The 15,055-nt window shown below is 70.9% G+C and carries 12 protein-coding genes and 1 pseudogene; 9 read left to right on the top strand and 4 right to left on the bottom strand.

Going from position 1 to position 15,055, the window contains the following annotated elements; genetic code table 11:
- The first annotated feature begins 14 nt into the window (after positions 1 to 14).
- A complete protein-coding gene (locus ABZ454_RS11425; RefSeq protein ID WP_356322131.1) occupies positions 15 to 581 on the top strand; it encodes a hypothetical protein in 567 nt (188 codons plus the stop codon).
- A gap of 13 nt (positions 582 to 594) precedes the next feature.
- Entirely contained in the window at positions 595 to 1,932 is a 1,338-nt protein-coding gene (glsA, locus tag ABZ454_RS11420; RefSeq protein WP_359537361.1) for a glutaminase A, read from the top strand.
- A gap of 61 nt (positions 1,933 to 1,993) precedes the next feature.
- On the opposite strand, the gene ABZ454_RS11415 is transcribed toward glsA, so the two are convergent.
- Complete coding sequence (locus tag ABZ454_RS11415; RefSeq protein ID WP_359537359.1) at positions 1,994 to 2,818, bottom strand: endonuclease; 825 nt, start codon at positions 2,816 to 2,818, stop codon at positions 1,994 to 1,996.
- Between the two features lie 254 nt (positions 2,819 to 3,072).
- Here ABZ454_RS11415 and ABZ454_RS11410 point away from each other — a divergent pair, with 254 nt between their 5' ends.
- The 3 genes from ABZ454_RS11410 (at position 3,073) to ABZ454_RS11400 (ending at position 5,858) form a co-directional block, all read left to right on the top strand.
- Complete coding sequence (locus ABZ454_RS11410) at positions 3,073 to 3,270, top strand: hypothetical protein (RefSeq protein ID WP_356322134.1); 198 nt, start codon at positions 3,073 to 3,075, stop codon at positions 3,268 to 3,270.
- A gap of 149 nt (positions 3,271 to 3,419) precedes the next feature.
- A complete protein-coding gene (locus ABZ454_RS11405) occupies positions 3,420 to 4,577 on the top strand; it encodes a methyltransferase (protein ID WP_356322135.1) in 1,158 nt (385 codons plus the stop codon).
- 102 nt (positions 4,578 to 4,679) lie between these two features.
- A complete protein-coding gene (locus ABZ454_RS11400; RefSeq protein ID WP_356322136.1) occupies positions 4,680 to 5,858 on the top strand; it encodes an acyl-CoA dehydrogenase family protein in 1,179 nt (392 codons plus the stop codon).
- 21 nt (positions 5,859 to 5,879) lie between these two features.
- Here ABZ454_RS11400 and ABZ454_RS11395 read toward each other — a convergent pair whose 3' ends face one another.
- The 3 genes and pseudogenes from ABZ454_RS11395 to ABZ454_RS11385 form a co-directional block, all read right to left on the bottom strand.
- A complete protein-coding gene (locus ABZ454_RS11395; RefSeq protein WP_359537357.1) occupies positions 5,880 to 7,511 on the bottom strand; it encodes an MFS transporter in 1,632 nt (543 codons plus the stop codon).
- An 833-nt stretch (positions 7,512 to 8,344) separates the two neighbouring features.
- Positions 8,345 to 9,117: pseudogene (locus tag ABZ454_RS11390) on the bottom strand (transposase); the annotation flags it as partial.
- 151 nt (positions 9,118 to 9,268) lie between these two features.
- Positions 9,269 to 10,063, bottom strand: coding sequence for a MerR family transcriptional regulator (locus ABZ454_RS11385; protein ID WP_359537355.1), 795 nt, complete (start codon positions 10,061 to 10,063; stop codon positions 9,269 to 9,271).
- 78 nt (positions 10,064 to 10,141) lie between these two features.
- On the opposite strand from ABZ454_RS11385, the gene ABZ454_RS11380 reads away from it, so the two are divergent.
- The 4 genes from ABZ454_RS11380 to ABZ454_RS11365 all read left to right on the top strand — a co-directional run bounded on the left by ABZ454_RS11380 (position 10,142) and on the right by ABZ454_RS11365 (position 15,024).
- Positions 10,142 to 10,504: a nuclear transport factor 2 family protein gene (locus tag ABZ454_RS11380; RefSeq protein ID WP_359537353.1), complete on the top strand. Its 363-nt coding sequence runs from the start codon at positions 10,142 to 10,144 to the stop codon at positions 10,502 to 10,504.
- A gap of 38 nt (positions 10,505 to 10,542) precedes the next feature.
- The gene (locus ABZ454_RS11375) at positions 10,543 to 11,328 is read left to right on the top strand and encodes an SDR family oxidoreductase (protein WP_356322140.1); all 786 of its coding nucleotides are present in this window, start codon (positions 10,543 to 10,545) and stop codon (positions 11,326 to 11,328) included.
- A gap of 538 nt (positions 11,329 to 11,866) precedes the next feature.
- Positions 11,867 to 12,757, top strand: coding sequence for an oxygenase MpaB family protein (locus ABZ454_RS11370; RefSeq protein WP_359537352.1), 891 nt, complete (start codon positions 11,867 to 11,869; stop codon positions 12,755 to 12,757).
- Between the two features lie 26 nt (positions 12,758 to 12,783).
- Positions 12,784 to 15,024 (top strand): serine/threonine-protein kinase, encoded by a 2,241-nt coding sequence (locus tag ABZ454_RS11365; RefSeq protein WP_359537350.1) that lies wholly within the window; start codon positions 12,784 to 12,786, stop codon positions 15,022 to 15,024.
- Positions 15,025 to 15,055: the final 31 nt, after the last annotated feature.

The following is a 15,055-nucleotide window of genomic DNA, read 5'->3' as shown; positions in this document are numbered from 1 at the left end:
CAGACGGAGCGTCCGTGAACCAGACACCTCCCGTGCGGCGCGCCCTCGGCGGCCGCGCGGCCCGCAGGCTGACCCCCGCCGTGCTCGCCGCGATGATCATCGCCGGCACCGCGGCGTGCGGCAGCGACTACTCCCCGTCGCCGGGCACGGCCAAGAGCACCCGTACGCTGTCCGCGGAGCCCGGCACGTCCACCGAGGCCACCGAGAGTCCGCGCACCCAGGAGGACTTCGCGGCCTCCGTCTCCGCCGACCTCGAGCGCAACCGGCAGCAGGCCGCGGCGATGCTCAAGGGCGTCCAGGGAAAGGGCAACGCAGTCGACGACGTCTCCGTCAACGGCCTCCCGGTCGCCGCGTCGGAACAGTTCCGCAGCGCCCTCGTGCGGGTGACCAACGGCTCCGGCAAGGCCGCCTTCTACGCCGTACGGGTGGAGTTCGTGGACGCGTCCGGAAAGGTCCTCGACTCGGTGGTGCTCGGCTTCGCCGACGCCCCGCCGAACCGGACGGTCAGTCAGCACGCCAACAGCCGCAAGGCCGCCGGCGTCAAGACGTTCCCCCGGATCGCCCAGGCCGAGCGCGGCTGACGGCCCGGGCCGGGTGGGCGTCGCCACCGGTGCGGTCACGGACGCACTGCGAGAACTGCACACCCGGTACTCCGGGGTCGGCGAGGGTGCGCTCGCCGACTACATCCCCCCACTGACCCACGCCGACCCGGGCGCCTTCGGGCTGGCCCTGATCAGCATGGACGGCCACCGGTACGGCGTGGGCGAGGCCGAGGTGCCGTTCACCGTCCAGTCCGTGTCGAAGCCGTTCGTCTACGCCCTGGCGCTGTCCCTCCTCGGCCTCGACGAGGTGTGCCGCTGGGTGAACGCCGAGCCCAGCGGCGAGGCGTTCAACGCCATCAGTCTGGAACGCGGCACCGGACGCCCGGCCAACGCCATGGTCAACGCGGGCGCCATCGTCACCACCGCCCTCGTCCCCGACACCCCCCGCGCGCCGAGGTTCGGACGCATCCTCGACTGCCTGAGCCGGTTCGCCGGCCGGAGACTCGACGTCGACGAGGAGGTGTACGCCTCCGAGGCGGCCACCGGGGACCGCAACCGCGCCCTCGCCTACCTCATCCGCAGTACCGGGCCCCTGCCCGTGGACCCGGTGGCGGCGGTGGAGACGTACTTCCGCCAGTGCGCGGTACGGGTCACGGCCCTGGACCTCGCCGCGATGGCGGCGACCCTGGCCCACGGCGGCGTCAATCCGCTCACGGGGGACAGGGTGGTGCCCGAGCCCGTGGCCGCCCAGGTGCTCGCCGTGATGGCGACGTGCGGCATGTACGACGCCTCCGGGGACTGGCTGCTCAGAGTGGGCCTGCCGGCCAAGAGCGGGGTGTCCGGCGGTCTGATCGCCGCGGGGCCGGCGCGGTTCGGGCTGGCGGCGTACAGCCCGCTGCTCGATGCGGCGGGGACCTCCGTGCGGGGACGCCTGGCGATCGGGAAGCTCTCGGAGCGGCTCGGCCTGCACCTTATGCACAACCCGGCACTGGCGGGCTCCACCGTCACCCTGGTCACCACCGCCGACGGCCTGCCCGCCGCGCCGGCGGGCGCACGGGAGCGCGCCCGCCGGGAGCGGGTGGCGGTCGCCGCGGCCCAGGGCGCCCTGGACTTCACCGCTGCGGAGCGGGTGCTGTACGCCCTGGACGAGGCGGGAACCGGGCGGACCGGCGCCGTGGTGCTCGACCTGGTGCGGGTGACGGACATCGACACCGTGGCCAGGGCGATGCTGCGCGGCGGGCTGGCGAGGCTCGACGCCGACGGCCGGCGCACCGCCGTGGCCGACCCGGACGGCCGCCTCTACGCGCCGGGCGAAGAGGCCGGGGCCCCGCGCTGCTTCGCCTCCCGCGAGGAGGCCGTGGCCTGGTGCGCGGAGACGGCCGTCGGCTGAGGCGCCCCGCGCCGCGCGCGCCCGCGCGGATGCTTTCGGGGGCCGGCCCGGAGAGGGCCGTTCACCAGATGGCTTCCACCCACTCCGGGTGGTCGACGAACGGGTTCCGGTTGTGCTGGTACCGGTCGAATATGACGTCGTTGCGCCGCCGTTCGAAGGTGTCCGGCGGGTCCTGCGCGCTCCAGGTCTTCAGCACGGAGAGCCGGCCGATGTTCGGTGCGGAACCGTTCGACACGCGGTCGTTGGGTTCGAGGTCGGCGAACGAGTCGTCGCCCTCGTAACGCACCGCCATGTAGAGGATCATGCGGGCCACGTCGCCCTTGACCGCGTCGCGCGGTTCGAAGGAGTCGCCGTCGGTGTAATTGCCGGGCGCGCCGGCCACCTCGGCGCCGCCGTCGTCGAAGTCCTTGTTGCCACGCGCGGAGTTGACGGCGACGTCCGCCGGGCGCAGATGGTGGATGTCGGTGCCGGGGCCCGTGGCCGTGCCGAAGTCGCCGTGGGACTTGGCCCAGACGTGCTCCCGGTTCCACTGGCCGGCGTTGCCGCCGTTGTCGCTCTTGGGCTCGGAGCGCCCGGTGTACAGAAGGATCACGTTCGAGGAGTCGGCCGGGTCCTCGTCGGTGTCCTTCAGCGCGTCCCAGACCTGGCTGTAGCTGAGCGTGGACTGGTCGCTGATGATCGCGTGCAGGGCGCCCTTGAGCGCGGTGCCGGTCTTGCCGAGCGCGTCCTGGTAGTACGTGTCGTCCAGGGCGCCGAGTCCGGCCGCGGAGGTGGCCGGGGGCCGTGGTGCCGCGGCCGGTGCGGCGGCCGTGGTTCCGGCGAGCACCGCGAGGGCCGCGAGGGTGGCCGGCAGGAGGCGCCGGCGGTGAAGGTGACGACGGGACATGTGGGGTGTCCTCTCCGGACATACGCGCACCGCGGCGCCGTCACGGGGTGGGGGGCGGCTGCGCGGTGGTCGTGTCACTAGGTGGTCAGCCGGAGCCTTCCACACGCACCGTGACCGAGGTGTGAACGCTGCGTACCTATCATGTGCAGGTCAAGTAAGGGTCGGGGCCCGGCCCCCCAGGGCCCCGTCAGGGCATCGGATGCGCCCCCGTCGGCGGGGGGCGAGAATTACCGCAAGGACGAGGAGGAGGCGGCATGAGCGACGAGCCCGAATCCATATCCCTACGAGGTGTGACCCCCGACAGCCTCTTGCACACCGGCGCCAGCGACGATCCTTCGGCCGAGGACGTGGTGCTCGCTTCCGGGCGGGACCTGACACCCCGGAATCTCGAGTGGGCGGAGCGCAGGCTGGCCAGGGAGGGCAGGGCGGCCATCGACAAGCAGTTGCCGTAGTCACCCGCGGCCCGGCGCCGGCCGCAGCCGTCGGCGGACGCCGGCGGCGCGTGGGCGCCGGGCCGTCGTGGCGCGGTGGCGAGCCGTGCGGAGCCGGCGGCCACCGGTGGTGCCCGCGCGCGGCGCCGCTCGGCTAGCCTGAACGCAATATGAACCGTTTGACGACGTCAGGGGCTGGGTACGACCTCGCCCGATTCCCCGAGAACCCCCGCGACCCGTTCCGAGCCTGGGACGCGGCCGACGAATACCTGCTGCGGCATCTGGAGGGGATCGACGGGGCCGAGCCGGTCGTCCTCTCCGGACGTGTGGTGATCGTCGGCGACCGCTGGGGCGCGCTGAGTACGGCGCTGGCCGCGCACCGCCCCGTACAGATCACCGACTCGTACCTCGCGCAGCGGGCGACGGCGGCGAACCTGGAACGCAACGGGGCCGACGCCGGCGGCGTGCACCTGCTGTCCGCGCGCGACACACCACCGGACCGCATCGACGTGCTGCTCGTCCGGGTGCCCAAGAGCCTGGCGCTCCTGGAGGACCAGCTGCACCGGCTCGCCCCCGCCGTCCATGAGGGCACCGTCGTCATCGGCACCGGCATGGTGAAGGAGATCCACACCTCCACCCTCAAGCTCTTCGAGCGGATCATCGGCCCCACCCGCACCTCGCTCGCGGTCAAGAAGGCCCGGCTCATCCACTGCGCGCCCGATCCCTCCCTGCCCCGCACCCCCAGCCCCTGGCCGCACCGCTACGAGCTGCCCGACGACGTCGGGACCGTCGCCGGGCGCACCGTGGTCAACCATGCCGGGATCTTCTGCGCGGAGCGGCTCGACATCGGCACCCGCTTCTTCCTGAAGCACCTGCCGGTGCGCAGCGGCCCCGACCGGGTCGTCGACCTGGGCTGTGGGAACGGGGTCCTCGGCCTGGCCGCAGCGCTGTCCAACCCCGAGGCCTCGCTCACGTTCGTCGACGAGTCGTACCAGGCCCTCGCCTCGGCCGAGGCGACCTTCCGGGCCAACGCCGGACCGGACGCCGAAGCCCGCTTCGTGGTCGACGACGGGCTGGCCGGCGCCGAGCCCGGCAGTGCGGACCTGATCCTCAACAACCCGCCGTTCCACTCGCACCAGGCCACCACGGACGCCACCGCCCGGAACATGTTCCACGGGGCGCGCGGCGCGCTGCGCCAGGGCGGCGAACTGTGGGTGGTGGGCAACCGTCACCTCGGCTACCACACCCAGCTGCGCCGCGTTTTCGGCAACTGCACCACGGTGGCCGGCGATCCCAAATTCGTCGTTCTGCGCGCAGTCAAACGCTGACCGCCGCGCCCGGGGCCCGCGCCCCTTCCGGATTCTTGCAACACGTTCTACTGTGTGCGCCGCCGCACACGGACGACGCGAAGCGAGACTCCTGGAGGGGCCGTGCACCTCGAATACACGCCTGAACAGCAGCGGTTGCGCGCCGAACTGCATACGTACTTCGCCGCCCTGGTGCCCGACAACGCCTACGCGCGCTACGCCGATCCCGCCGCGCAGAAGCGCTTCTACCGGGAGACGATCAGGCGCCTGGGCGCCGACGGCTGGCTCGGCGTCGGCTGGCCCACGGAGTACGGCGGGCGCGGCCTGACCCCGATGGAACAGTTCATCTTCTTCGACGAGGCGGCGCAGGCGGGCGTCCCGCTGCCGCTGATGGCGCTCAACACGGTCGGCCCGACGATCATGCGGTTCGGCACGGATGAGCAGAAGGCCTACTTCCTGCCGAAGATCCTCGCCGGGGAGACCGACTTCGCGATCGGCTACAGCGAACCCGACGCGGGCACCGATCTGGCCGCCCTCAAGACCCGGGCGGTGCGCGACGGAGACACGTACGTCGTCAACGGGCAGAAGATCTGGACGACCAACGGCGACACCGCGGACTGGGTCTGGCTCGCCACCCGCACCGATCCGAACGCCCCGCCCCACAAGGGCATCACCATGCTCCTCGTCCCGACGACCGACCCCGGCTACTCCTGCACCCTCATCAACACCCTCGCCTCGCACGACACCGCGGCCAGCTATTACGAGAACATCCGCGTCCCCGTCTCCCGCCGGGTCGGTGAGGAGAACCAGGGCTGGCGGCTCATCACCAACCAGCTCAACCACGAGCGGGTCACCCTCGCCGCCCACGGCACCATGGCCATCCGCGCCCTGCACAACGTCCGCCGCTGGGCCGCCGGCACCCGGCTCGCCGACGGCCGCCGCGTGATCGACCTCGGCTGGGTCCGCGCCCGCCTCGCCCGCACGCACACCCGGCTCGACGCGATGAAACTCCTCAACTGGCAGATGGTGTCGGCCGTCCAGCACGGCACCCTCACCCCCCAGGACGCCTCAGCCGTCAAGGTCTACGGCTCCGAGGCGCGCCGCGACGCCTACGCCTGGCTGATGGAGGTCGTCGGCTCGGCGGGCCCCCTCAAGGAGGGCTCCGCGGGCGCGGTCCTGCACGGCGAACTCGAACGCGGATACCGGTCCGCCGTCATCTTCACCTTCGGCGGCGGCAACAACGAGATCCAGCGGGAGATCATCTCGTGGATCGGTCTCGGGATGCCGCGGGTACGCCGCTGAGCGGACGCGGCGACCCTGGCGTCAGCGGGTGCCCACGTCGCCGCCCTCGCGGACGGGCCGGGCATCGGCCCCGGCCTGGGGGGCCGCCTCGTCCGTGCTCGCGCCGACTTCCTCTGCGGGCACCAACTCGACCTCGGCAGACATCAGTTCACGAACCGGGCGCAGGGCCAGCAGCAGTACAGCCGCGCCGAGCAGCGCGATGAGCATGATCCAGATCGCACCCACGTGCATGGCGTGGACGAACGCGTCATCGGCGGCGCGCCCGAGCGCGGGCAGGTGGGACGTGGCGGCGACGTGCCGGGCCTGTTCGGCGGAGACCCGCGCCTGGTCCCGCTCCGGTCCGGGGACACGGTGCAGTGAGGGTTCGATCGCGCGCCGGTACACGATCGACATGATCGTGCCGCCGACGGCGATCCCGATCACGCTGCCGGTCTGGCGCACGGTGTTGGTGACGGCCGATCCGGCGCCGGCGCGTTCCAACGGCAGGGTGCTGATCAACGCCGCGGTCACCGGGCCGAGCACCATGCCGATGGACAGGCCCTGGACGAGCAGCAGGACCTCGATGCGGACGAGGGACGTGCTCAGCCCGAAGAGCCCGTACGCGCCCATGGTCAGCGCCGCGACGGTGAGGGCCGGCACGGCGACGAGCCGCAGCGACCAGCGATGCACCAGGCGCGCGCCCACGGGTGCCCCCAGGATCGCGCCGAGCGCGGTCGGAAGGCCTGCCAGGCCCGCCTCGATCGGCGAGTAGCCGCGGGCGCCCTGCAGGTAGAACGCGTGGTAGAAGGTGACGGCGGAAACGGCGAACAGAAGCAGTCCGAGAGCCACGTTGCCGCCACCGAACACGCGCTGGGCGAGAAGCCGGGGGTCGAAGCTCGGCATCTTGCTGCGCAGTTCGACGCGGACGAACAGGGCCAGCAGGATCAGTCCGGCGACGATCGGCGCCCAGACGTCCGTACGGCCCCAGGCCGCTACCTGCCCCATGCGGATCAGCCCGTAGGCGAGCGCCGCGAGGCCGCTGATGGACAGCAGCATTCCGGCCGGGTCCAGGGGTCGCGCGACCGGGCTGCGGAAGTCAGGGACCAGCACGGCGATGCCGATCAGCGCGAGAACCACGACCGGGACGTTGACCAGGAAGACCGAGCCCCACCAGAAGTGGTCGAGCAGCACACCGGCGAGCACCGGGCCCACGGCCATGCCGACGCCGGCGGAGGTCGAGGAGATGGCGATCGCCGTCGACCGCGCCGGGCCGGTGAAGGTCCACATGAGGATGGCCATGTTGCCGGGCAGGATCAGCGCGCTGCCGACGCCCATCGCGGCCCGGGCGGCGATCAGCTGACCCGCGTCGCCCGCGAACCCCGCCCACAACGAGGACGCGGCGAAGACCACCAGGCCTGTCGCGAGCACGGTCCGGTGGCCGAAGCGGTCGCCCAGCGCGCCCGCTGTGAACATCAAGGTGGCGAAGGCCAGCGTGTACGAGCCGGTGGCCCACTGCAGCTCGGCCGGGCCGGCGTTCAGCCCGCGGACCGGGTCCGCGAGGGTCTCCAGAGTGGTGCTCAGGACGGTGTTGTCCAGCCAGATCAGCAGTGAACACATCATGAGGACGGCAAGAATCAACTGCTGCCTGGACTTCGGCAACGTGGATGTAGTCATGAATACCCTTCGGACGCGGTCCGGAAAACCCGACGAGCGGACCGTAAGCAACTATCAGGCGGGTGTCAATTCCCTGGCGACCGAAAGCGGTAGGAATTTTTCTGACGTATCGAGGGCATCCCACCCAGCGTTCTGTCAATGCGTGAAGATGTGACCGGGTCGGCGGTTCCGTACGCTCTCGGGGGCATACCGTCAGTGCTCTGTCAATTTCTGCACTGATGTTTGACCTCGCGGAAATTCCGTGCCCCCCTGTCTCGGTGCTTCCTGTGCCCCGCCTCCGTGCTCCGTCCCGGCGCGGAGGCGGGGCACGGAGCAGGCGCCCCCTCCGGTGTGCCCGTTGCCGGGAGCCGGTTTACGGAATGGAGCGAAAGCGACGGGCGTGCTGGGGACATTTTCTCGTGTGCCCGCAAACGCCCTGCTCTTATGCGGAATATCCTGGGGCGTTTCGTTGCGAATTCCTTTTTGTATTCAGCTGCAAGGCGAATGGAAAAAGGAATCATTTCCTCAGGCGTCACCAGTTGGCCTTCGGCCTGGCAGCGGCTGCGAGAGCCTTGGAAAAAGACGTGGAGCGAAGCGGAGTATCAGACCGAACAGGGCCCGTCGACGGGGGGTTCTTCTCCCAGCCGCTCGTCAACGACCCCGCGTCCACGTCGCACAGGTTGTAGATCACGTTAGCCTCGAAGTTTCATGACGGTCCGCCGACGGAGTCGATGGGCCGTTTCGTGCCGTGGATTGCGGGTGGGCAGGCGGGGGGCCCGGGTCTCGTCTCGGGGTGGCGCCGGGTTCCACTGCTCCGGGGCCGGCTGCTGTCGTAGGGGTGTGAAGGTTGCTGGTCAGTCGGCGTTCGGCAGGAGTGCGAGCTGGTTGAGGACGTCGGTAATCACGCCGGTCCAGGGCCGGTGCCCGGGCGAGGCGGAGGATCCGCCTGCGATTGGGGGTGTTGGTGGCGAAGCACGTCAGCCGTAGGCCGTCCGCATCGGTGATCCGCACCTGGGCCCCGGGGGTGCGGTCGTTCCTTGCGGACGATCAGCCGCATCCCCTTCGGCCAGCCGGTCAGGACGTCGCCGGTGAGTTCGGCGCCCCAGGCGCCGTCGCGGATCCCGCCGCCGGTCTCGACCGCCGGCGTCCAGGCGGATGCCGGAACCTTCAGCACGTGGCTGTGGATCTGCTCGGTGACGGTCATGCCGACGGAGTAGGACAGCCACCGTCCCCGCTGGGCGAGCCAGGCGACGAAGGTGTGGGTGCCGCCGGCGGAGTCGGCGCGGATCAGGGTCCGGCGCCCGCGCCGGTACTCCTTCGGTAGCTGAGCCAGGGCCAGTTGGGTGGCGGTGACGTGGTCGTCTGCCCTGTTCGAGCCCGCGTTACCCGGTCTGATCAGAGCCGCGACCGGCTCACCGGTGCCGCCCGGCCCGTGGTCGACGAACCCCATCAGCGGGTGGTGGCCGTGGGTTCGCTTCCAGGTGGGTGCGGCGTCCTGCTTATCCGAGTGCGCGACTACCAGCACCCCGTCGAGGTCCACGGTCACCGCCCCGTGCGCATCCGGCGCCCGCTCGCCGGCCAACTTCCAGACGCGGGCACGCGCTTCGGCCCGGGCAGCACGGACCGCCGGCCTTGCGTACGGTCTCGACCAGCAGCACGCCCCCGGCCTGCGAGACCACCGTCCGACCGCCGCTCTCGATGCGTGCTCCAATTCGTGAGAGCGCGAGGCTCAACGTGTGCGCCCCGTCGTTCCAAGACTCCGCACCGCACTGACCGCCTCAGGTGACACGGAAGACCGGCCAGCCGATCTCGGTGCGCCACGCAGCGGGATCGCTCGTGTCACGGGGGCCGACCACGTAGACCTCCCGCACCGGCCCGGCCACCGACATCGCGTTCTCCACCACCCAGGTCCCGAGTTCGCCGTACGTGACCTCGATGTCGTCGTGCTCGCCGACATGGGTGGTGACCGCAAGTTCCGCGGCCGGCAGACTCACGGGGTGCACGCGTCCGGTGCGAGGTGGCGCAGCGGACGGCAGGTAGACGAGCGCGTGACCGCGCTCCTGCTCGAAAAGGGCGTTGTCGTAGCTGCCGCCCGGCGGTCCGGTCACGTCGCCGGCGACGGCCGCCTCCAATTCGGCCATCGCGCCTGCGTACCAGGTCTCGATGTCGCGGTGCCCGACTACGGCCTCCACCGCCGCGACCGTCCGTGCGGGCTCCGCACGTAGCTCGACGTCGATGGGCGCGGGGTCGGGCCGGAGGAGGCGGCGCAGCGACACGACTGCGGCCCGGGTGCGGTCGAGCGCATCCTCGAGGCGTTGCAGGTGCTCCGCGACCAGCGCCGCCCGGACACCAGGGTCGGGGGTCCGCAGGATCTGCTGCACATCGCTCAGGGGGACGTCGAGCTCGCGGAGCCGGTGGATGACCTGCGCGGTCGGGATTTGATCGACGCCGTAGTAGCGGTAACCGGTGGTCTTGTCCACCACGGCAGGTTCCAGCAGGGCCGCCTCGTGATACCGGCGCAGGGTCCGCACGCTCAAGTGGGTCAGCCGCGAGAACTCGCCAATGGTCAGCATCCCCTCATTCTGAACGTTCCCCCTGGGGGAGAGTCCACGGCTTGACCCTCCCGCGCCGCGAGGTCACACGGTGGGCTCATGACACAGCACACCGATCTTCCGTCCGATCTGCTCCCGACCGCCGTGCGCCAGTTCTTGGTCGCCCACATCGTCCGCGACGCCGACAACGCCTCGTCGTTCCTCGCCGAGGATGCGGTGATCGTCGACCAGGACGAGACCTTCCGCGGCCTGGAGGAGACCTACGTGTTCCTGCGGGACGCCGGGTCCGAGTTCGAATACACGACCGAGCAGATCGGCGCTCACCGCGTCGATGACACCCACTGGGTGGTAACCGTGCGGCTCGAAGGCACCTTCCCGGGAGGCGTCGCCGAGCTCGACTACCGGTTCGCGCTGCGGGACGACCTCATCGCCGAACTCGTCATTGCCAACCACCCGGCCTGACCGAACCCGCACCACCTCAATCTTCAGTGGAGAGAAAAATGTCTAGTTCAGATCGCGATCGTCTCAACGGTCGCCGGGCGCTGGTCACGGGCGGTTCGAAGGGCTCGGGCAAGGCCGTCGTAGAGAGACTGCGAGAGATGGGTGCCGACGTGTGGACCACGGCACGCACTATGCCCGGCGGCTACGAGCGCCCCGACCGGTTCATCGAGGCGGACACTTCCGCGGTGGGCGGTGTAGAGGTTGTAGTGTCCAAGATCTCTGAGGGAGGTGCGCTGGACATCCTGGTGCACGTGGTCGGAGGATCGTCAACCCCGCCTGGCGGATTCGCTGCAGCGACTGAGGAGCACTGGCTGGCGGAGCTCAACCTGAACTTCTTGGGAGCTGTCCGACTGGATCGAGCACTGCTGCCGGCCATGGTGGAGGCGGGATCAGGAGTAGTTGTCCACGTCACGTCGATCCAGCGTCAGATGCCGCTGCACGACGCGACGTTGCCGTACGCGTCAGCGAAGGGTGCCCTGCGTACGTACAGCAAGGGCCTCGCGAACGAACTGGCCCCACGAGGCGTGCGAGTAAACGCCGTCAGCCCCGGGGGGATTCAGACCGGAGCGTATGCGGGCTTCATCGACCAGCTCGCCAAGGGCAACGGACTGACCCGCGAAGAGGCGGAGCAGAGTCTGATGGATTCCCTCGGAGGGGTTCCGATCGGAAGGTTCGCAACGACGGAAGAGGTCGCGGACCTGGTCGGCTTCCTCGTGTCGGACCGAGCCTCATCCATTGTGGGCGCGGAGTACGTCATCGACGGCGGCACCGTTCCAACCGTCTGAGCCAGGCACCGGTTCCGAGTAGCCACTCGCGAACAGCTCGATCCGGTGGCGGAGCCCCCTCCTTCACAAGGACCACGCGGGTACGACCCGATAGGCTTCTTCACCTGGAGAGCGCCTCTTTCCGTGCAGCCAACAGGACCCTAGAGAAGTCCAATCGTTGCAGTTCAGGGGAGCTCTCTGCTTATTTGATCAAGCCTCGGCGCCCCAACTCGTGAAAGCGCGAGGTTGAAGCGCGTACAGGCCGATGAGCGCCACGGATCTCCTCCCCGTCCTCCGGAGGGGCGGGAGTCCCGCATACGGCGGCGCGCCGATGAGGTGCCGATTGCGGGTCTGAGTCAAACATCCAGGTCGTACCGGGCTCCGGGGGGTCTCCGTCGCTGGACGACGGGCGCGTTCCGTGAATCACCGGGTCGCAGACGGGGCATGACAGGCCCGTGAGAACAACGGACCGGGAGAGACTCTCCGGGACAGCGGTCCGTACCCGAACGCCCTGGACAGCGGGGGCGCGCCGGTCGGCCCCAGCGGGAGGTACGAGCACATGACGGACGCCGACCCCGGGCTCTTCGGCCCTTCATCGGTCACCTGGCAGATGCACGGAGACCCGATGATGTGGGTCGCCGGAGTGCGCGCCCTGTACCTCCAGGCGCTCCATCCGCGCGCGGTGCGCGGCGTGATGCAGAATTCCGATTTCCGCGAGGACGCCTGGGGGCGGCTGATGCGTACGGCGGGCTTCGTCGGGACGATCACCTACGGCACGTCCGAAGCCGCCGAGAAGGCCGGCGCCCGGGTCCGGAGGATCCACCGGCTCCTTAAGGTCACCGACCCGCTGACCGGCGAGATGTACGGCGTCGACGACCCGGACCTGCTGCTGTGGGTGCACTGCGCGGAGGTCGACTCCTACCTCCAGGTCGAGCGGCGCTCCGGATACCCGCTCACCGACGCGCAGGCCGACCGGTATGTCGACGAGCACCGCACCGGTGCCCGTCTCGTCGGCCTCGACCCCGCCGGCGTACCCGCGACGACGGCGCAACTGGCTGCGTACTTCGCCCGTGTACGGCCACAACTCGCCCGCTCCCGGGAGGCGCTGGACGTCGACGACTTCCTGCGCCGGCCGCCCGTCCACCCCCTGCTCGTGCCGGCGCGCGCCGTGCTGTGGCGGCACGTCGCGACCCTGGCCTACCAGTCGCTGCCGTCGTTCGCCCACGAGCTGTACGGGAGACCCGCGCCGCCGGTGGCCACCGTCGACCGCCGTCTGCGCGCCACCGGAGCCGTCCTGCGCGCCATCCCGTCGAGGCTGCGCTGGAAACTGCCGCCCGGCCACATCGTGAACGCGATGGCGCGACTCGGACCCGACAGCCGCCCCGCCCCGTACAAACTGAAAAGGCAGGCAGCCATACTGGACGGACCGAGGAGGGCGCGGCGACAGTAGGCGGAGTGACGGGGGCGACGGCAGGGATGGCGGAGACCAGGCTGATCCAGAGCCGGTACCGACTGCTCGATCTGATCGGGCGTGGCGGCATGGGTGAGGTGTGGCGTGCCCGGGATGAGTCGCTCGGCCGCCAGGTCGCCGTCAAATGCCTCAAGCCGATGGGCCCGCAGCACGACCAGGACTTCACCCGCATCCTGCGTGAACGCTTCCGGCGGGAGGCCCGGGTCGCCGCCGCCCTCCAGCACCGGGGCGTCACGGTCGTCCACGACTTCGGTGAACACGAGGGCGTGCTCTACCTGGTGATGGAGCTCCTCGACGGCCGCAACCTCAGCCAGCTCCTGGAGGACAACAAACAGCACCCGCTGCCGGTGGACGACGTCGTCGACATCGCCGAGCAGGTCGCCGACGCCCTCGGCTACACGCACCAGCAGGGCATCGTCCATCGCGACCTCAAGCCCGCCAACATCATGCGGTTGGCCGACGGGACGGTGAAGATCTGCGACTTCGGCATCGCCAGACTCGGCCACGACATCTCGGTCACCTCGCGCCTGACCGGCGCCGGCATCGCCATGGGCACCCCGCACTACATGTCGCCGGAGCAGATCAGCGGCGGCCAGGTCGACCACCGCAGCGACCTCTACTCGTTGGGCTGCGTGCTGTACGAGATCGCCACCGGTGCGCCACCGTTCGATCTCGACGACGCCTGGGGCGTGCTCGTCGGCCACCGCGACACCCCGCCCGAGCCCCTGCGCACCCACCGCGCCGAACTGCCCGGTTTCTTCGACCGCGTCGTCCTGGAGCTCCTGGCCAAAACCCCCGAGCAGCGGCCGGCGGACGCGGGCGACCTGCGCCGCCGCATCGCTGTAGGCCGTACCGGCGAACAGCCGCACCTGGAGCCCACCGGCCGGGTGCTCCTCGCGCCGCCCGCCCCCTTCGAGCACCCCGGCGGCCTCGCCCCCGATCCGCGCCTGCCCGCCTGGACCCGCGGAATGACCACCGGGCACAAGGCGACGGGCACCGTGACCACGCTGCCGGACTCGTTCGACCACACGGCGGGCCTGACCGGTGAATGGACCACCGGCATCGGACGGTCCGCCGGCGCCGAGCGGCCCGTCCCCACCCCGGAACTCCTTTCGACACTCGCCAACCGCCACAGTGCCGGCCTGAACCTCGGGCGGCTCGGCCACTGGGAGGAGGCGGCCGAGGTCCACCGGGCAGTCGCCGCCGAACGCGAGAGCGCGCTGGGCCCCGAGCACCCCGACACCCTCTCCAGCCGTTACGAGGTGGGGTTCACCCTCAGCCGGGCCGGCCGTGAGGCGGACGCGCTGCGGGAGTTCGGCCGTGTCGCCCAGGGGCGCGAACGCAGTCTGGGCCCCGATCATCCGGAGACCCTCGCTGCCCGCCAGGAGATGGCGTACGTACTGGGCCGGCTCGGCCGCCACTTCGAGGCCCACCAGCTGTACGCGTCGGTCCTCGCCTCCCGGGAACGCTCCATGGGACCCGACCACCCCGACACCCTGCGCTGCCGCCACAACCTGGCCTTCAACCTCAGCCGGCTCGGGCGGCTGGAGGAGTCGTACGTCATGGCCCGCGACGTGGCGGCGGCGCGCGCCCGGCTGCTCGGCGCCCACCACCCCGACACCCTCGTCACCCGCTACGAGGTCGGCTACACCCTGGGCCGGCTGGGCCGCTGGGCGGAGGCCCTGCAGACCTACGGGGAAGTCGTCCAGGCCCGTGCGCAGGCGCTGGGCGCCGACCACCCGGACACCCTCGCGGCCCGCTACGAGGTCGGCATCAGCCTCGGCCGGCTGGGCCGCAGTGCCGAGGCACTTGAGCTCTACCGCGCGCTCGTCGAGGACCGGACCCGCGTCAGCGGTCCCGCCGACCCCGAGACCCTCCGCGCCCGCCACGGGCTGGGCGTCAACCTGGGCCGGCTGGCCCGCTGGGAGGAGGCACTGGCCGAATCCCGCGAGGTGTGCGCGCTCCGCGAACGCGTCCTGGGCGCCGACCACCCCGACACCCTGGTCAGCCGCCGCGAGGTCGCCGTCGGCCTCGGCTGGCTCGGGCGCTGGGCCGACGCCCTCACCGTCTACCGGCAGGTCGCAGAAGCCCGTACCCGCGTCCTGGGGGCCGACCACCCCGACACCCTCGCCGGCCGCAACGACGAGGCGCACTGCCTCGAACAGCTCGGCAGGGGCCCCGAGGCCGTCGAGCTCTACCGCCAGGTGGCGGCGCTGCGGCAGCGGCGGGGCATCCCGCCGCACTGAGGGCGAACGCCCGGTGGGGCTCTGGTCCGGG

It is taken from the genome of Streptomyces sp. NPDC005803 (assembly GCF_040630435.1).
GTDB lineage: Bacteria > Actinomycetota > Actinomycetes > Streptomycetales > Streptomycetaceae > Streptomyces.
The sequence above is the reverse complement of the archived record's forward strand: the minus strand, read 5'-3'. Positions and strand labels throughout refer to the sequence as shown.